This is a genomic window from Arenivirga flava, assembly GCF_030161575.1.
In the GTDB taxonomy this organism is placed as follows: domain Bacteria; phylum Actinomycetota; class Actinomycetes; order Actinomycetales; family Microbacteriaceae; genus Arenivirga; species Arenivirga flava.
Genome location: NZ_BSUL01000001.1, coordinates 3,014,394 through 3,032,394, shown reverse-complemented (window position 1 = coordinate 3,032,394; position 18,001 = coordinate 3,014,394). Strand labels below are relative to the sequence as shown.

Genomic DNA, 18,001 nt, shown 5'->3' with positions numbered 1-18,001 from the left:
CTGGCCGGGGCATCGCCGCCCTCGCGTCGGACGAGCGGATGAAGGGCGTCAGCCCCGCGTCAGTACTTGCGCCCCGGATTCAGCAGCCCGCGCGGGTCGAGCGCGCGCTTGATCGCCCGCTGCGCCTCGTGCACCCGCGGTCCGAGCTCGGCGCCGATGGCGGGCAGCTTGAGGCTGCCGATGCCGTGCTCGCCGCTCGCGGTGCCGCCGAGGCGCAGCGCGAGCTCGATCACGGCGAGATACGCGCGGGTGGCGCGCGCGACGTCCGCCGGGTCGTCGGCGTCGTAGGCGACGGTCGGATGCAGGTTGCCGTCGCCGAGGTGCCCGCCGGTCACGATCGTGATGCCCAGCTCCTCCCCCAGCGCCGCGATGCCCTCGAGCAGCGCGGGCAGCTGCGAGCGCGGCACCGAGACGTCCTCGTTGAGGCTCGCCCCGCGGATCGCGCGCAGGGCCGGATGCAGCAGGCGGCGCACGTCCATGAGCGCGTCCACCCGCTCCGGGTCGTCGGCCGTCTCGACGAGGGTGGCGCCGTGGGCCGCGGCGATCGCGGCGTAGTGGCGCACGTCGCCGACCGCATCCGCCGCATCCGACTGCACCAGCAGCAGCGCCTCGGCGACGGGCAGCCGGGGACCGGGGGCGTCGCCGCGGGCGATGAGGGCGTCGATGGCGGCGATGCATCCGGCGTCGAGGAACTCGAGCACGCTGGGCCGGCGCGCGTCGGCGACGAGGGCGTCGGCCGCGGCGAGCGCCGCCGCAGCGCTCGGGAAGGCGGCCGAGAGCCCGGCGGAGGGCGCGGGTGCCGGCAGCAGGGCCACGGTCGCCTCGGTGACGATGCCGAGCGTGCCCTCCGAGCCGACCAGCAGCCCGACGAGGTCGAGCCCGGCGACGCCCTTCACGGTGCGGTGCCCGACCCGCACGATCTCGCCATCGGCGAGCACCGCGGTGAGCTCGCGCACGAAGTCGCGGGTCACCCCGTACTTGAGGCAGCGCATGCCGCCGGCGTTCGTGGCGATGTTGCCGCCGATCGTGCTGATCTCCCAAGAGCCCGGGTCCGGCGGGTAGAAGAGCCCGGCGTCCGTCGCGGCGCGCGCGAGGTCGATGGTCAGCACGCCGGCCTCCACGCGCGCGACCTGGTCGACGGCGTCCAGCTCCAGCACGCGGCGCATCCGCTCGAGGCAGATCAGCACCGCCCCGTCGATCGCGTTCGCCCCACCGGCGAGGCCCGAGCGGGCTCCCTGCGGCACCATCGTCAGGGCGTGCTCGGCGCAGATGCGCACGACGGCGGCGACCTCCTCGGTGCTGCTGGGCAGCGCCACCGCGAGCGGATCGCCCACCGGCGTGCCGTCGGCGTGGTCGCGCCGGTACGGCAGGGTCGCATCGCCGGTGAGGACGGCGTCGGCGCCGACGGCGGCGACGAGGTCGGTCAGGGGCTGGGGCATCGCTCCTCCTGGGTGGTCCGGTTCCAGGCTATCCGCGCCCGCGGACCCGCTGGAGGTGCCAGTCCAGGCGGTTCGACGGCATCCCGTCCGCGGATACCGGCACCGCTGAGCGGTCGTACGGCGACCGACGCGTCATGTCCGCAGGAACCGGCACCGCACCGTCACACGGCGGCCGGTGCGTAGCGCTCGGTCAGCTCGCGCGCGAGGAGCTCGCTGATCGCCCGCGCCGCGCGATGCCCGTTCGCGGCCTCGACGTCGGGGCTGTAGTTCGTGTTCGTGTTGACGTCGTACGGCACGACCCTGCCATCAACCGTCTCGAAGAACTCGACGCCGGCGATCTCGATGCCCCGCGCCGCGAGGAACGCCTCGAGCCGCACGATGAGCGGATGCGCCGCCGTGATCTCCGTGCGCTCCGTGAACAGCGGAGCCGGCGCCGGCAACCCGCCCTGCGCATCCGGCACGTCGCAGACCGCGGGCGAGAGACCCGTCGGCGGCACCGCGCAGGCCTCGGCCGGGCAGAGCTCGAAGCTGCCGCCCGAGGTGTCGACGCGCACCGCGTAGACGAAGCGCCCGCCGATGAACTCGGCGCGGGTCACGAAGGGCTCCGCGGCGAGCAGGTGCTCCTGCAGCAGCGTGACGCCGTCGACCGGCTCCTCGAAGCCATCGCTGCTGGCATAGGCCGCGAAGTCGTCCTGGCTGTCGAAGCGGCGCACGCCGATGCCCTTGCCGCCCTGGTTGTGCTTCGTGATGAACGGGGTCGGCAGCGTGCGCGCCCGCTCGACCAGCTCATCCCGTCCGAACACGGCGATCGTGCGCGGCACGTCGAAACCCTCGGCGGCGAGCGCCGTGTACTGCGCGACCTTGCTCACCTCGAACTCGACCACGCCGCTGCCGTTGATCACGCGACGGCCGGCGGCCTCGAGCCAGCGCAGCACCGAGCGGGCCACCTCCTTGGCGTGCGCGTGGCCGCGCGACGGGGAGGATGCGCTGAGCCGCGACCAGAAGACGCCTTCCGGCGGTGCCTGCGTGAGATCGATCGAGCCGGAGGAGAGCTCCCAGTCGATCCACGGCACGCCCGCCTCGTCGAGCGCGCGGGTGAACGGCGGCAGCCACTCGGCGTTCTCGTGGAGGATGTAGACGGTCGGCCGGTCCGCGATGCGCAGGGTCATGCCCACCAGGCTAGGCCGGTCGCGCTGGGGAGCGGATGCGGGACGTCATCTCCGGTGACCGGAGGACGGGGCTGGGGAGCCGCCTGTGGGAATCGAACCCACGACCTTCTCATTACGAGTGAGATGCTCTGCCGACTGAGCTAAGGCGGCGTGGCCTGCGCGAGCGCCGGACACAAGTGATCATCGTAGCGGATCAGGAGGCGTGCTGCTGCACCACGATGCTCGGCGCCGAGGCGAAGCTGGCGGTGATGTGCTCGACGAGCGGCTCGGCGCCCTCGTGCTCGGCCCACACCTTCCAGGCGTGCCGGACGGCGCCGAGCGCCAGCAGCGTGCAGAGCGCCGCGCGCGAGTGCGCCTGCTCGTCGTCGAGCCCGTCGGCGCGGAACCGCTGCTCGAGCTGCGCCGTGAACGTCTCCTCGACCTCGTGCATCGCCCCCATCCGCAGGGCGAAGTAGTGCGGGTAGCGGGCGAGCACGGAGCGGCGCAGCTGCATGAGCTCAATGTCGGAGACGCTCTGCTCGGTCGCCGCGATGAGGAGGTCGCGGATGCCGTCCCACAGCGGTCCGCGTTCGAGCACGTCGGTGACGACTGCGTCGTCGGGCAGGCTCGGCAGGTCGCCGATGATCGGCCCCTCCTTCGTGCCGAAGTAGTTGAAAAAGGTGCGCGGCGAGATGTCCGCGCGCTCGGCGATGTCCTCGACGGTCACGGCGTCGGCGCCGCGCTCGTCGACCAGCTGGAGGGCGGCGAGCTGGATGGCTCGTCGGGTGGCCCGGCGCTTGCGCTCGCGCAGGCCGAGTGGTTCGGGGTGCATGCCCTCATTCTTGCACGCACTGCAATGATGCAGTCCCGCACTGTCACCGCCGCGCTCCGCGCATCCGCTCGCATGCGGAGGTCTGATGCGTCGTCGATCGGTCAGCGCGGCGCCGGCGCCCCGATCGCGACCGTCACCAGCATCGACTCGAGCGCCAGCAGCGGCGCGACGTTCGCCTCGATGCGCGTGCGCGCCTCCGCGATCCCGTCGAGCACGGCGAGCGTGGTGGCGGGCGCGGTGTGGCGCGCCACGTCCTCGATCCGATCGCGCAGCGCCTCGTTGACCAGCTCGGCGGGCGCCCCCAGCTGTCGCAGCAGCACGTCGCGGTAGAGCGAGAGCAGGTCGACCAGGATGCGGTCGAGCCCGTCGCGGAGCCCGCGCCGTGAGCGCCGCTTCTGCTCCTCCTCGAGCTCGCGCAGGGCGCCGCGCAGCTTCGGCGGCACCGTGCCACCCGGCTCGACGCCGAGCGAGCGCAGCGCGGCGGCCCGCTCGCGGGCGTCGCGCTCCTCGTTCATCGCCTTGCCGTCCTCGTTCGCGATGTCGTGGTACGCGGCGGCGGTCGTCATCACATCACCGACCGAGCGGATGCCCAGGGCCAGGTCGAGCGTGTGCGCCCGGCGCCGCCGCGCCTCCTCGTCGGTGGCGAGCCGGTGCGCCATGCCCACATGGCTCTGCGCCTCGCGCGCGGCGCGCTCGGCGAGCTGCGGATCGACCCCGTCGCGGCGCACGAGCAGCGCCGCCACGTCGGCGACCGAGGGCACGGTGAGGCGCAGGCTGCGCGCGCGACTGCGGATGGTGGGCAGCAGATCGGCCTCGCTCGGCGCGCAGAGGATCCAGACGGTGCGCTCCGGCGGCTCCTCGATGGCCTTGAGCATGGTGTTCGACGAGTGCTCGCTCATGCGGTCGGCGTCCTCGACAACGATGACCCGGTAGGGCGACACCGACGGCGCGTAGTACGAGCGCTTCACGGCCTTGCGGGCCGCCTCGATCGGGATGATCACACCCGAGGTCGTCAGCACCTCGAGGTCGGGGTGGCTGCGCGCGCGAACCTGCTGCGCGACGTTCGGGTCGCGGTCGCCGCCGAGCAGCGCCGTGGCGAACGCGAACGCGAGGTTGGAACGGCCGGAACCCGGCGGCCCGGTGAGCAGCCAGGCGTGGCTCATCGCGGCGCCGCCCTCAGCGCTCAGCGCGGCCTCGGCCGCGGCCCGCAGGGTCGCGACCGCCTGGTCCTGCCCGGTCAGCTCATCCCACGACGCCACGCATCCAGGCTACCGGCGACCCCAGACACGGCCGACCACGCGGGAACGGACGGATGCGCTCAGCGCGCGGCGAGCATCCGCTCCACCCGATCGCGGATCGCCGCGGCGAGCTGCTCGGGCGGCAGCGTCGCGTCGAGCACGAGGAAACGCTCGGGCTCGGCGGCGGCGAGCCGCAGGTAGGCGTCGCGCACCCGCTGGTGGAAGTCCTGCGCCTCGGCCTCGAGGCGGTCCCACGCCCGCTCGTCGGCGTCGCGCCGGGCGCGTCCGACGGCCACATCGAGATCGAGCAGCACGGTGAGGTCGGGCAGCAGCCCCTCGCTCGCCCAGAGCGAGAGCTCGCGCACCTCGCCGCCGTCGAGCACGCGACCCGCACCCTGGTAGGCGACCGACGAGTCGAGGTAGCGATCCTGGATGACCACGCTGCCGGCCTCGATCGCCGGCCGCACCTTCGTGGCGATGTTGTGCGCGCGGTCGGCCGCGTAGAGCAGCGCCTCCGCACGCGGGGCGATGTAGCCGCGGCGGTGCAGGATGATCTGCCGCAGCTCGAGGCCCAGCTCGGTGCCGCCCGGTTCACGGGAGTGCACGACCGTGCGGCCAGCCTCCTCGAGCCAGGCGGTCAGCAGCGCCGACTGGGTCGACTTCCCGGCCCCGTCGCCGCCCTCGAGGGTGACGAAGAGGCCGGGATGCACGTGCGTCACGCCTTCTTCTTGGGAGCCGGCTTGCGCGTGGCGGGCTTCTTCGCGGCGGGCTTCTTGGCCGCGGGCTTCTTGGCCGGTCCCTTCGCGCGCTTGTCGGCGAGCAGCTGCACGGCGCGGTCGAAGTCGACCGCCTCGACGTCCTCGCCGCGCGGGATCGTCGCGTTCGTGGTGCCGTCGGTCACGTACGGGCCGAATCGGCCGTCCTTGACCTTGATCGGCTTGCCGCTCACCGGGTCCGCCTCGAACTCCTTGAGCGCGCTGGATGCGGCGCGGCCACCGTACTTCGGCGCCGCGAACTTCTCGAGCGCCCCGGCGAGGTCGATGTCGAAGATCTGGTCCTCGCCGTCGAGCGAGCGCGTGTCGGTGCCCTTCTTCAGGTAGGCACCGTAGCGGCCGTTCTGCGCCGTGATCTCGGCGCCGCTCTCCGGGTCGGTGCCGACCACACGAGGCAGATCCAGCAGCGCGAGCGCGGTGTCCAGGTCGATCGTCGCGAGGTCCATGGACTTGAAGAGGGAGGCCGTGCGCTCCTTCGGCGCAGCCGCCTTCTTGGCCGGCTTCTTCTTCGGCTCCTCGACGACCTCGCCGGTGGCCGCATCCGCCTGCACCTCGGGCTCGGGCGCGGCCTCGGTCACGTAGGGGCCGAAGCGGCCGTCCTTCGCGAGCACCTGCTTGCCGCTGACCGGGTTGATGCCGATCACGCGGTCGGTCTGCACCGGCGCCTCGACGAGCTCGTGCGCCTTCGCGGCGGTCAGCTCGTCGGGGGCGAGGTCCTGCGGGATGTTGATGCGCCGCGCGGTGTCGCCCGTCTGGTGCGGGTCGGCACCCGGCGCCACCTCGAGGTAGGGGCCGTACTTGCCGATGCGCAGGGTGATCTCGTCGTCGAGCGGGATCGAGTTGATCTCGCGTGCGTCGATCTCGCCGAGGTTGTCGATCACGCCGCGCAGGCCCTGGTGCGACTCGCGGCCGAAGTAGAACCCCTTGAGCCACTCGACGCGGTCGGCGTCGCCGCCGGCGATGCGGTCGAGGTCGTCCTCCATCTCGGCGGTGAAGCTGTACTCGACGAGATCGTGGAAGAACTCCTCGAGCAGGCGCACCACGCTGAACGCGATCCAGTTGGGCACGAGCGCGGTGCCGCGCGGGGTCACGTAGCCGCGGTCGATGATCGTCGAGATGATCGAGGCGTAGGTCGAGGGGCGCCCGATGCCGAGCTCCTCGAGCGTCTTGACGATGCTCGCCTCGGTGTAGCGCGGCGGCGGGCTGGTCTCGTGGCCCTTGGCCTCCACCTCGGCCACGACGAGCGACTGTCCCTCGGTGAGCGGCGGCAGCTTCGCGTCCTTCTCGTCGGCCGAGCCGTGGCGCTCCTCGTCGCGGCCCTCCTCGTAGGCGCTGAGGAAGCCGCGGAACGTGATGACGGTGCCGCTGGCGCTGAACTCCGCGGTCTGAGGCGCATCCGCTCCCGGCAGGCTCAGCGGTCCGGCCGTGATGGCGACGGATGCGGTCGAGCCCTTCGCGTCGGCCATCTGGCTCGCGACGGTGCGCTTCCAGATCAGGTCGTAGAGCTTCCAGTCGTTGCCGCGCAGGGTGCCCTCGAGCTGGGCCGGGGTGCGGAACACGTCGCCGGAGGGACGGATCGCCTCGTGCGCCTCCTGCGCGTTCTTGCTCTTGCCGGTGTACACGCGCGGCTTCTCGGGCACGGTCTCGGCGCCGTAGAGCTTGGCGGCTTGCGTGCGGGCGGCGTTCGTGGCCTGCTGGGACAGGCTCGGCGAGTCCGTTCGCATGTAGGTGATGAAGCCGTTCTCGTACAGGCTCTGCGCGACGCTCATGGTCTGCTTCGCCGAGAAGCGGAGCTTGCGTGCTGCCTCCTGCTGCAGCGTCGAGGTCGTGAAGGGCGCGGCCGGGCGGCGCGTGTACGGCTTCGACTCGACGCTCGTGACGGTGACGGGCACGTCGGATGCGCGCAGCGCCTCCGCGAGCGCCGTGGCGCCGGCCTGGTCGAGCGCGACCGCGTCGCCCTTGAGCGCGCCGTCGTCGCCGAAGTCGCGGCCGCTGGCGACGCGCTTGCCGCCGAGTCGGGACAGGCGCGCCGCGAAGGTCGCCGCGTCGGCGCCGGGCGCCAGCAGGGTCGCCAGGTCCCAGTACTCCGCCGAGACGAACGCGAGCCGCTCGCGCTCGCGGTCGACGACCAGTCGCGTCGCGGCCGACTGCACGCGACCCGCGGAGAGCCCGGGACCGACCTTGCGCCAGAGCACGGGCGAGATCTCGTAGCCGTAGAGGCGGTCGAGGATGCGCCGGGTCTCCTGCGCGTCGACGAGCGCGGTGTCGAGCTCGCGGGTGTTGCCGAGCGCGTGCTGGATCGCGTCCTTGGTGATCTCGTGGAACACCATCCGCTTGACCGGGACCTTGGGCTTCAGCTCCTGCAGGAGGTGCCACGCGATGGCCTCGCCCTCGCGGTCCTCATCAGTGGCGAGGAAGAGCTCGTCGGCGCCCTTCAGCGCCCGCTTGAGCTCGGTGACCGTCTTCTTCTTCTGGTCGGAGACGACGTAGTAGGGCTCGAAGCCGTTGTCGACGTCGACGGAGAACTTGCCGAGCGAGCCCTTCTTGAGGTCGGCGGGCAGGTTCTTCGGCTCGATGAGGTCGCGGATGTGCCCGACCGAGGCCTGCACCTCGTAGCCGTCGCCGAGGTACTGGGCGATCGTCTTCGCCTTCGCGGGCGACTCGACGATGACCAGCTTCTTCGTTGCGGGCACGGGCGTACCTCTTCCTTCACATGCGCTTCGTTCGCGGGGCCGGCGCGGCCGTCGGCGACCCTCGGGGTCCACCGGGTGCGGCGCCCCCGCTACCGAGGGGCTCGGCCCTGCACACCATACACACTCGCGGATGCGCCGCCACGGGGCGTTCAGCCTCGACCCGCTCCCTCCGGACCGGCGGTGGCGGCCGCGCGCGCCGCACCGCCGAGCACCGCACGCGCGACGAGCACGGTCGCGACGGCGCCCTCGAGCCGGCAGTCGAGCAGCTCCGCGCCTCCGGCGGCGGCGACGCGGCCCGCGTTGCCGCACGGTTCCCCCGGCACCGCGCCCATCGCGGTGTCCGCCGCCGCCAGCGCGGCGGCGTCGGCCGCGTTCGCTGCGAGCTGACGTCCCTGCAGCGCGACGGCGAGCGGCAGCAGCAGGAGCAGCAGCGCCACCGTGACGGCGACCACGCCGAGACCGAGCGCGGAACCGGCGCCCCGCTCGTCGCGCAGCGCGTGCACGGCGCGACTGCGCCGCCGACTCGCCGGTCTCACCGCCCGCCTCCGAGCGCGCAGGAGCGGGCGCGCTGCTCGCCGAGGTCGAACCACGCGGTCGACGCCGGCGCGCTGAGCACGGCGCACACCAGGTCGGCGTCCTGCTCGATCGCCAGCCTCGCATCGCTCACGGCACCGGCGGCCCGGCCCGCGGCACTGCTCGCGGGCTCTCCCCGCGCGAGGGTGCGGGCCGCATCGGCCGCGGCGTCCTGCAGCCGGAGCTGACGAGCGCCGAGCTGGAGGGCGCCCAGGCAGCAGGCGAGCACCAGCACAATGGCGGGCAGCACGAGGGCCGTCTCCGCCGTCGCACTGCCGCGCTCGCCCGCGCCGCGCCGAAGCACGGCGCGGGCGGCGCGTTCAGCTCGCGTACGTGAGCGCACTGTTCACCATGTCGGTCAGCACGGTGCGGATCTCGTCGCTGGTCAGGATGACGACGAGCAGCCCGGCGAAGCCGACGGCGGCCATGGTGGCGATGACGTACTCGGCCGTGGCCGCGCCCCGGTCGTCGCGCATCCGGCGGAGCAGTGCGATCCTCCTGGGCGTTCGCGGGCGGCCGGCGTCGGTGATCTGGTCCATCTCGTTCCTCTTTTCTCTCTGGGGTGCGCCGCGACGGCCGTCGCGGCGCCGCACGGTGGCCGGAGGGGACCCGGGCGGGCCTGCGGCGTCCGGCCGTCGCCGCGGGTCAGGTGAGCCCCGAGATCGTGCCGCCGACGACGCCGGCGACGAGCGGCACGACCCCCAGCAGCAGGAAGGCGGGCAGGATGCAGACGCCGAGCGGGACGAGCAGCGTGACGCCGAGCCGCGCGAGACGCTCCTGCCGTCCGGCCGCGGCCTCGCGGCGCAGCTCCTCCGCCTCGGCCGCGAGCAGCGCGGTCGCGGGCACGCCAGCGCGCTCGGCGAGCGCGAGCACCGTCTCGGTGCGCTCCTGGGCGCCCGGGTCGTCGACCCCGTGCCGAGCGCAGGCCTCGTCGACCCAGGCTCGCGCGGCGTCGAGCGCGCCGCCGCCCACGAGCGCGATGCCGAGCAGGTCCATGCGCAGACCGGGTGAGACCGGGCCTCGCGCCGCACGCGCGACCATGCGCCGCGACCAGAGGCGCGCGAGCAGCATGAGGCCGACGCCGACGGCGAGGCACACCCGGCCCCAGCCGGTGCCGAGCAGCAGGCCGAGGGCGTCGACGCCGAGCGCCGCGCCGAACCCGAGGGCCACGAGCGGCAGCACCGCGACGAGGCGCGCGGTGGCGTTGGGGCCGGCGAGCGCGATCCGACCCTCGCGCTCCTGCTGTGCGAGCACCCGTAGCGTGGCGGCGAGGGTGCCGAGCGTGGCGGCCAGCGGGCTCCCGGCACGCGAGGCCACGCTCCACGCGGCTGCCACGGAGCTCCAGGGCGCGACTCCGCCGTACTCCGCCTCGATGGCGGCGGCTGCCGGCTCGCCGGCCTCGATGCGGTCGGCGATCCGCCGCACCTCCGGCGCGTCCTGCTCCGACTCGGCCAGCTGGTGCCACGCCGCGGCGGGCGTGAGCCCGGCGCGCAGCAGCACGGCGAGGCGCTGCACCCTGCCGGCCATCAGCGCGGCATCCGGCCGCGCCCGCTCATGCCGCGAGCGCATCCGCCCCCACCTCCCTGGCGCGCAGGCGACCCGAGCCGTCGATCTCGAGCGCGCCGACGGCGCGCAGGCCCCGCCCCCGCTTGGTGCGCTCGAGGTGGAGCACGATGTCGATCGCGCTCACCGCCTGCCGCGCGATCGCCTCCGGCGGCAGTCCGGCGAGCGAGCCGAGCGCTTCGAGGCGCGCCGGCACATCGTCGAGCGAGTTCGCGTGCAACGTGCCGGCGCCGCCGTCGTGCCCCGTGTTCAGCGCGGCGAGCAGCTCGCGGATCTCGGCGCCACGGCACTCCCCCAGCACCAGACGGTCCGGTCGCATGCGCAGCGCCTCGCGCAGCAGCCGGTCCAGGCCGAGCGCGCCGGCGCCCTCGAGGTTCGCCTGCCGGGTCTCAAGCGAGACGCAGTGGGGATGCCGCGGACGCAGCTCCGCCACATCCTCGATGATGACGATCCGCTCGTGCGGAGCAGCCTCGCCGAGCAGTGCGCCCAGGAAGGTGGTCTTGCCGACGCCGCCCGCCCCCGTCACGAGCAGGTTCGCACGCCGCGACACCAGCGCCCGCAGCGTTTCGGCGCGGGTGTCGCCCAGGAAGCCGTCGGCCTCGAGCTCGTCGAGCCCGAGGGCGCGGCCGCGCGGGACGCGGATGGAGAGCAGCGTGCCGCTGACCGACACCGGCGCGAGCACCGCGTGCACGCGGATCCCGTCGAGCAAGCGCACATCGACGCAGGGGCTCGCCTCGTCGAGGTGCCGACCCCCGAGCGCGACCAGGCGCACCGCGAGCTCACGGAGGCGTTCGTCGTCGAGCTCGGGCAGCGGATGCGCGCTGGCCCCGTTCCCGCGGTCGACCCAGACAGCGCCTCCGCCGTTCACGAAGAGATCGGTGACCGCCTCGTCCTCCAGGAACGGCGTCAGCTCGCCGAAGCCCTCGAAGGATCGCGGCGCCGTTACCGGGGTGACGTCGCGGAGCGCCGCCGGGGGCCGCGCGATGAAGGGCTCGAAGGTCATGCGGCGACGCTAGGCACCTGCCGCGGGCCGTGGGCGTCGTGCGCGCATCCGGGTGGCGTGGAACCCGTCGACCGCGCTGTGGAGGGCGTGTTTTGTACCCCGTCAGCACGACGCCTGTCGCTCTAGCCGCCACCTGTCGCGTGCGCCGACCGATCCGGCGCTCGCCTCGAAAGCGCCCCGGCACACTGGAACACTGTTCCAGCGTGCGGCGCGACCAGCCCGTTAAACGAAGAGGGGCGGCGCCAGTTGGGGGAACCGGCGCCGCCACGGCGACGGCGGATTGGGGGAATCACGGCCGTCGCGACCGGAGTATTTCATCCGATTCGCCAACTGTACCCCGCGCACCCCCGCCGCGCAACTCCCCTCGTCGAAAAGCCGCACCGGCCCCCGAGCGCGGGTCTACGCTCGGCAGGACGGCCGAACCCGAACCGCCACGGCCGCCACGCAACGACGCGAGGAGCGCATCCGAGATGACCGACGCACCCACCGACCCGATCGCCGGAGCCGAGGGAGGGCAGCGCAGGTTCCCGCCTTCCGAGGCCTTCCGCAGGAACGCGATCGCGGGTCCGGAGCTGGCGGAGGCGGCGGATCGCGACCGCCTCGCGTTCTGGGCCGAGCAGGCCCGCGCGCTGCGCTGGGAGCGGCCCTTCACGCAGGTGCTGGACTGGACGGATGCGCCGCACGCCAGCTGGTTCGCCGACGGCCGCCTGAACGTGGCCGTCAACTGCGTCGACCGCCACGTCGTCGCCGGGAACGGCGATCGCGTGGCGCTGCACTGGGAGGGCGAGCCCGGCGACACGCGCACCATCACCTATGCGGAGCTGCTCGGCGAGGTGAGCCGCGCGGCGAACCTGCTGGCCGATCTCGGGGTGCGCGCCGGCGACCGCGTGGCCGTCTACCTGCCGATGATCCCCGAGGCCGTGATCGCGATGCTCGCCATCGCGCGGATCGGCGCCGTCCACTCGGTCGTGTTCGGCGGTTTCAGCGCGGAGAGCCTGCGGGCGAGGATCGACGACGCCGGCGCGGTGCTGGTCATCACCGCGGACGGCGGCTGGCGCAAGGGCGCCGTCGCGCCGCTCAAGCCCGTGGTGGACGCGGCCCTCGAGCTGCCCGGCGAGCGGACGGTGCGCAATGTGCTGGTCGTGCGCCGCGGCGGCAACGACGTGGACTGGGCCGAGGAGCGCGACCTCTGGTGGCACGAGGAGATCGCGGCCATGGACACCACGCACGACGCCCGCGCGTTCGACGCGGAGCATCCGCTCTTCATCCTCTACACGTCCGGCACGACCGGGAGGCCGAAGGGCATCCTGCACACGAGCGGTGGCTACCTCACCCAGGCGGCGTTCACCCACCGGACCGTCTTCGACCTGCATCCTGAGCGGGACGTCTACTGGTGCACCGCCGACGTCGGCTGGATCACCGGGCACAGCTACGTCGTCTACGGTCCGCTCGCCAACGGCGCCACGCAGGTGCTGTACGAGGGCACTCCGGACAGCCCGGATCCGGGGCGCTGGTGGAGCATCATCGAGCGGTACGGCGTGACGATCCTCTACACGGCGCCCACCGCGATCCGCTCCTTCATGCGGGCCGGCCGCGCGATCCCCGACGCGCACGACCTCACGAGCCTGCGCCTGCTCGGCAGCGTCGGCGAGCCCATCAACCCCGAGGCCTGGCTCTGGTACCGCGAGGTCATCGGCGGCGGGCGCACGCCCGTGGTCGACACCTGGTGGCAGACCGAGACCGGCGCGATCATGGTCTCGCCGATCCCCGGCATCACCGATGCCAAGCCGGGTGCGGCGCAGACGCCGATCCCGGGCATCGCGATCGCGGTGCTCGACGAGTCGGGTCGGCCGGCACCGGCCGGTGGCGACGGCCTGCTGGTGGTCACCGAGCCGTGGCCGTCGATGGCCCGCACGATCTGGAACGACCCCGAGCGTTTCCGCGAGACGTACTGGTCGGCCTTCCCGGGCCGCTACTTCGCCGGCGACGGGGCGCGGCTCGACGAGGACGGCGACCTCTGGCTGCTCGGCCGCGTGGACGATGTCATGAACGTGTCCGGGCACCGGCTCTCGACGGCCGAGATCGAGTCGGCGCTCGTGGCCCATCCGGCCGTCGCCGAGGCGGCGGTCGTGGGCGCGACGGATGAGACGACGGGTCAGGCGGTCGTCGCCTTCGTGATCCTGCGCGCGGCTGCGGATCTGGCGGATGCGGATGCCTCGCCCGTCCTGCGGGCCCACGTCGCCGACCGCATCGGCGCCATCGCCCGGCCGGCCCGCGTGCACGTGGTCGCCGAGCTGCCCAAGACCCGCAGCGGCAAGATCATGCGCCGGCTGCTGCGCGACCTGGCCGAGGGCCGCGAGGTCGGCGACACGACGACGCTCGCGGACACCGGCGTGATGCGCACGATCGAGAGCGGGATGCGCGCCGGCTGAGGCGACGGAGGGCCGCCGCCGATGCCGGCGACGGCCCTCTCGCATCCGCTCGGGCGAACTCTTCAGACGAACTCGAGGACGAGCTCCACCTCGACGGGCGCGTCGAGCGGCAGCACCGCGACGCCGACGGCCGAGCGGGCGTGCTGCCCCGCCTCGCCGAAGATCTCGCCGAGCAGCTCGGAGGCGCCGTTGATGACGCCGGGCTGCCCGGTGAAGGACGGATCGCTCGCCACGAAGCCGACGACTTTCACGACCCGGGTCACCCGGTCGAGCGAGCCGAGCAGCTCGGCGGCCGCAGCGAGGCCGTTGAGGGCGCAGACCGCGGCGAGCGACTTGGCGGTCTCGGCGTCCACCTCGGCGCCGACCTTGCCGTGCGCGGGGAAGGCTCCGTCGACGAAGGGCACCTGGCCGGCGGTGTAGAGCAGGCTGCCGGAGGTCACGGCGGGCAGGTAGGCGCCCGCTGCCGCTGGGGCCTTCGGCAGGGTCAGTCCGAGCTCCGCGAGGCGGTCGTCGATGCGGCCCACGCTCATGCCTCCGCGACGGGGCGCTTGAGGACGGCGACCGGGCCGCCGGCGGGACCGGCCATGATCGTCACGAGCTCCCACCCCTCCGACCCCCAATTGTTCAGGATCGCGGCTTCGTTGTGTACGAGCAGGGGCGTAGTGACGTACTCCCAGCGGGGCATATGGTGTTCCATTCAGCTCTGGTGTTTCGCGGATCGCTTACCATCGAGCCTATGTCCCCTCAGAAGAACAGGCCGTCGGGCGTGCTCGGCGCCACGGCAGGCTTCCTCGGCTTCAGCGCCGTCGCGGGCCTGCTGGTCGCGGCCCTGATGACTCCGGCGATCGCCGTGACCGGCGTCGCCGCCGCGAGCACGATCGACATCTTCGATGAGCTGCCCGACTTCATCGAGATCACCGACCAGTCGCAGCGCACCGAGATCTACGCCCAGCAGGGCGGCCAGGACGTGCAGATCGCGACGATCTTCGAGCAGAACCGCGAAGAGGTGCCGCTCGACCAGATGTCGGATGCGGTCAAGCAGACCGCCGTCGCGGCCGAGGACCCCCACTTCTACGAGCACGGCGGCGTCTACCTGCCCTCCGTGCTGCGCGCCGCGGTCGGTCAGGTCACCGGCGGCAGCGACGCCGGCGCATCGACCATCACCATGCAGCTCGTGCGCAACCTCCTCGTCACCGAGTCGGAGCGCTACGCCAGCAGCGATCCCGAGAAGGCCAAGGAGCTCTACGAGCAGGCGACCGTCACGACGGTCGACCGCAAGCTCGCCGAGATGAAGTACGCCATCTCGCTGGAGCAGCAGTACTCGAAGGACGAGATCCTCGCGGCGTACCTCAACATCGCCACCTTCGGCTCGAACCTCTACGGCATCCAGACGGCCGCGCAGTACTGGTTCGGCGTCAACGCCGCCGACCTCGACTACAACCAGTCCGCGACCCTCATGGCCATCGTGCAGGCGCCCACGCTGAACCTGCCCGACCGCGAGGACCCGGCGCCCAACGACAGCCGCCGCAAGTACGTGCTCGGCAACCTGCTGGAGGAGGGCTACATCGATCAGCCCACCTACGACGGCATCAAGGACGTCGTGGTGCCGCTGAACATCCAGCCCGTGCAGAACGGCTGCATGAACTCGACCGCGCCGTACATCTGCGACTACGTGCGCAAGACGATCGAGAACGACCCGACGTTCGGCGAGAGCGCCGCGGAGCGCCAGTACAACTTCCGCACCGGCGGCTACCGCATCTACACCTCGATCGACCTCGATCTGCAGGGCGCGGCCCAGGCGGCGATGGACGAGTACGTGCCCAAGGAGGGCAGCGGCTACCGGCTCGGCTCCGCCAGCTCGGGCATCGAGCCCGGCACCGGCCGCGTGCGCTACCTCGTGCAGAACAAGAACTTCAACGAGACCTCGAACGCCGGCGAGTCGGAGACCTCGGTCAACTTCAACACCGACCAGAACTACGGCGGCTCGACGGGCTTCCAGTCCGGCTCGACCTACAAGGTCTTCGTGCTCGTCGACTGGCTCAAGGCCGGTCGCGGGCTCAACGAGGTCGTCGACTCGCGCCGCCAGGTCTACCCCGGCTCGAGCTTCGCGAACCGCTGCCTCGGCAGCGGCGTCGACGACTGGAACCCGAAGAACTACACGTCGATGGCGCCCTACATGTCGGTGATGCAGGCGACCCAGCAGTCCGCGAACACCACCTTCGCGACGATGGCGCAGCAGCTCGACATGTGCGACATCACCGAGACCGCCGAGGCGATGGGCGTCCACCGCGCCGCGGTGGCGACGGGCGACCAGCGAGCGGATGCGAACGGCTACCAGGCGCTCGAGCAGAACCCGGCCGCCATCCTCGGCACGAACACGATCGCGCCGCTCAGCATGGCCAACGCCTTCGCCACGCTCGCGGCGAACGGCACCCACTGCAACCCGATCGTCATCGACCGGATGACCACGAGCGACGGCACCGAGGTCGAGGTGCCGCAGGCGGACTGCCAGGAGGTGCTCGATCCGACGGTCGCCCAGGCCGCGATCCACGCCCTCAAGCCGGTGCTCACCGCCGGCACCGGTACGGCTGCGAACGTGAGCAACGGCGTGCCGCTGTTCGCGAAGACCGGAACGGCCGACGACTACGTGCAGAACTGGATCGCCATGGCCTCGAGCAAGCTCGCCACGGCCTCCTGGACCGGCAACATCAGCGGCTCGACCAAGCTGAACCGCCAGTACAGCAACCCGCTCGGGGTCAGCGACCGCATCCTCGGCCAGTACGTCGCCCGCGACGTCTTCCGGTACGCCACCGAGGCCTTCGGCGGCGACGACTGGGCCGGTCCGACCGACCAGGCCCTGCGCGGCGACGTCGAGACCGTCCCCGAGCTCGTCGGCCAGGACCCGGCTGCGGCGCAGGCGCTGCTCGAGAGCCTCGGACTCCGCTACACGCTGGGCGACCCGATCGCCTCGACCGAGCAGGCTGGTCGCGTCGCGGTCACCGAACCCGGCGCCGGAGCCACCGTCTCGCGCGGCACGTCGATCACGGTACGCCCCAGCGACGGCAGCCAGACGACCATGCCGGACGTCGCCGGCGCCGCGAGCTTCGATGCGGCACGAGCAACGTTGCAGTCCGCCGGATTCACGAACATCGCCGGCGCGCCGGTCACGCAGCCCTCGGCGGACGTGCCGCAGGGCCAGGTGATCGGCACCAGCCCCGCGGCCGGCCAGAACGTCGGACTCGGCGACGCGGTGACCATCATCGTCAGCAGCGGTCAGGGGGCGGCGACGGCCCTGGCAACGGCGCCCCACCGGGAGGCCCGGACGATGACGAGGACTGACTCTCGGAGCGCAGCATGACCGGCCGCCACGGCATCGCCGTGGCGGCCGGTGCCGCGGCGCTGGCGGGCGGCATGCTCGCCTACGGCGCGCTCGTCGAGCGCAACGCCTTCACCGTGCGTCGGGAGACCGTCGCCCTGCTGCCGCCCGGCAGCCCCTCGCTGCGCATCCTGCACCTCAGCGACCTGCACCTGGCCCCCTGGCAGGAGCACCGGATCGACTGGCTGCGCTCGCTCGCCGAGCTCGAGCCCGACCTCGTGGTCGACACCGGCGACAACCTGGGCCATCGCGACGCGGTGCCAGCCGTGGGTCGAGCACTCGAGGTCTTCGCCGGTGTGCCGGGCGTGTACGTGCACGGCTCGAACGACTACTTCGCGCCGAAGCCGAAGAGCTGGCTCACCTACTTCTCGGGCCCGTCGAGGCAGCACCGCGAGCCGGAGCACCTCGACACCGCGGCGCTCGAAGCGGTCTACGAGCGCCTCGGCTGGGTCGGCCTCAACAACCGGGCGGCCCTGCTGCCCGTGGGCGACCGGCTGATCGAGTTCGTCGGCCTCGACGACCCGCACCTGCGCCGCGACCGTCTCGACCTCGTGCCGTCGGCGCTCGAGGCCCTGCGCGAGGGCGATGACGAGGGTCCGGAGACGCTGAGCATCGGCGTCGTGCACGCGCCTTACGTGCGCGCGCTCGACTCGCTCACGACGAACGGGTCGCAGCTGATCCTGGCCGGCCACACCCACGGCGGTCAGGTCTGCGCGCCGGGCGTCGGGGCCCTGGTGACGAACTGCGATCTGCCGCGCTCCATGGCCCGTGGGATGCACGTCTGGACCCGCGCCCAGCACGCCGCCTACCTGAACGTCTCGGCCGGTGTCGGCACCTCGATCTACGCCCCGGTGCGCTTCGCCTGCCCGCCGGAGGCCGTCGTGATCGATCTCGTGCCGCGGATCGACTGAGCGTCAGCGAGCCCCTCCCG

At 72.8% G+C, this 18,001-nt stretch carries 16 protein-coding genes and 1 tRNA gene; 3 read left to right on the top strand and 14 right to left on the bottom strand.

From position 1 onward, the window contains the following. Positions 1–59: 59 nt before the first annotated feature. The 12 genes from QQK26_RS14935 to QQK26_RS14880 form a co-directional block, all read right to left on the bottom strand. Positions 60–1,439: an FAD-binding oxidoreductase gene (locus QQK26_RS14935; protein ID WP_284234175.1), complete on the bottom strand. Its 1,380-nt coding sequence runs from the start codon at positions 1,437–1,439 to the stop codon at positions 60–62. A 161-nt stretch (positions 1,440–1,600) separates the two neighbouring features. Then, complete coding sequence (locus QQK26_RS14930) at positions 1,601–2,608, bottom strand: ATP-grasp domain-containing protein (protein WP_284234173.1); 1,008 nt, start codon at positions 2,606–2,608, stop codon at positions 1,601–1,603. Between the two features lie 77 nt (positions 2,609–2,685). After that, a tRNA-Thr gene (locus QQK26_RS14925) sits at positions 2,686–2,758 on the bottom strand. 43 nt (positions 2,759–2,801) lie between these two features. Then, complete coding sequence (locus QQK26_RS14920; protein ID WP_284234171.1) at positions 2,802–3,419, bottom strand: TetR/AcrR family transcriptional regulator; 618 nt, start codon at positions 3,417–3,419, stop codon at positions 2,802–2,804. A gap of 101 nt (positions 3,420–3,520) precedes the next feature. Then, entirely contained in the window at positions 3,521–4,678 is a 1,158-nt protein-coding gene (locus QQK26_RS14915; protein WP_284234169.1) for a DNA polymerase III subunit delta', read from the bottom strand. Positions 4,679–4,737: 59 nt separating this feature from the next. After that, positions 4,738–5,376, bottom strand: coding sequence for a dTMP kinase (gene tmk / locus QQK26_RS14910; RefSeq protein ID WP_431308020.1), 639 nt, complete (start codon positions 5,374–5,376; stop codon positions 4,738–4,740). After that, positions 5,373–8,123 carry a type I DNA topoisomerase gene (topA, locus tag QQK26_RS14905; RefSeq protein WP_284234167.1) on the bottom strand — a complete coding sequence of 917 codons (2,751 nt, stop codon included), beginning with the start codon at positions 8,121–8,123 and terminating at the stop codon, positions 5,373–5,375. The genes tmk and topA overlap by 4 nt, the downstream gene beginning before the upstream one ends. Positions 8,124–8,272: 149 nt before the next feature. After that, positions 8,273–8,659, bottom strand: a complete 387-nt coding sequence (locus QQK26_RS14900; protein WP_284234165.1) for an Rv3654c family TadE-like protein — start codon at positions 8,657–8,659, stop codon at positions 8,273–8,275. Then, positions 8,656–9,000 carry a TadE family type IV pilus minor pilin gene (locus tag QQK26_RS14895; protein WP_284234164.1) on the bottom strand — a complete coding sequence of 115 codons (345 nt, stop codon included), beginning with the start codon at positions 8,998–9,000 and terminating at the stop codon, positions 8,656–8,658. Before QQK26_RS14895 ends, QQK26_RS14900 begins: the two co-directional genes overlap by 4 nt. Before the next feature lie 16 nt (positions 9,001–9,016). After that, on the bottom strand, positions 9,017–9,235 hold the full coding sequence (locus QQK26_RS14890) for a DUF4244 domain-containing protein (protein ID WP_431308019.1): 219 nt from the start codon (positions 9,233–9,235) through the stop codon (positions 9,017–9,019). 106 nt (positions 9,236–9,341) lie between these two features. Continuing rightward, a complete protein-coding gene (locus QQK26_RS14885) occupies positions 9,342–10,265 on the bottom strand; it encodes a type II secretion system F family protein (RefSeq protein ID WP_284234162.1) in 924 nt (307 codons plus the stop codon). Then, on the bottom strand, positions 10,249–11,262 hold the full coding sequence (locus QQK26_RS14880; RefSeq protein WP_284234160.1) for a TadA family conjugal transfer-associated ATPase: 1,014 nt from the start codon (positions 11,260–11,262) through the stop codon (positions 10,249–10,251). The genes QQK26_RS14885 and QQK26_RS14880 overlap by 17 nt, the downstream gene beginning before the upstream one ends. A 470-nt stretch (positions 11,263–11,732) precedes the next feature. On the opposite strand from QQK26_RS14880, the gene acs reads away from it, so the two are divergent. After that, entirely contained in the window at positions 11,733–13,694 is a 1,962-nt protein-coding gene (gene acs / locus QQK26_RS14875) for an acetate--CoA ligase (protein WP_284234158.1), read from the top strand. A gap of 62 nt (positions 13,695–13,756) precedes the next feature. On the opposite strand, the gene QQK26_RS14870 is transcribed toward acs, so the two are convergent. Then, positions 13,757–14,224, bottom strand: coding sequence for a RidA family protein (locus QQK26_RS14870; RefSeq protein ID WP_284234156.1), 468 nt, complete (start codon positions 14,222–14,224; stop codon positions 13,757–13,759). Next, positions 14,221–14,379: a Sp36 family protein gene (sp36, locus tag QQK26_RS14865; protein ID WP_284234154.1), complete on the bottom strand. Its 159-nt coding sequence runs from the start codon at positions 14,377–14,379 to the stop codon at positions 14,221–14,223. The genes QQK26_RS14870 and sp36 overlap by 4 nt, the downstream gene beginning before the upstream one ends. Positions 14,380–14,430: 51 nt before the next feature. Here sp36 and QQK26_RS14860 point away from each other — a divergent pair, with 51 nt between their 5' ends. Both QQK26_RS14860 and QQK26_RS14855 read left to right on the top strand, forming a co-directional pair. Next, positions 14,431–17,052 carry a transglycosylase domain-containing protein gene (locus QQK26_RS14860; RefSeq protein ID WP_284234152.1) on the top strand — a complete coding sequence of 874 codons (2,622 nt, stop codon included), beginning with the start codon at positions 14,431–14,433 and terminating at the stop codon, positions 17,050–17,052. Further along, a complete protein-coding gene (locus tag QQK26_RS14855) occupies positions 17,049–17,981 on the top strand; it encodes a metallophosphoesterase (protein WP_284234150.1) in 933 nt (310 codons plus the stop codon). Before QQK26_RS14860 ends, QQK26_RS14855 begins: the two co-directional genes overlap by 4 nt. Positions 17,982–18,001: the final 20 nt, after the last annotated feature.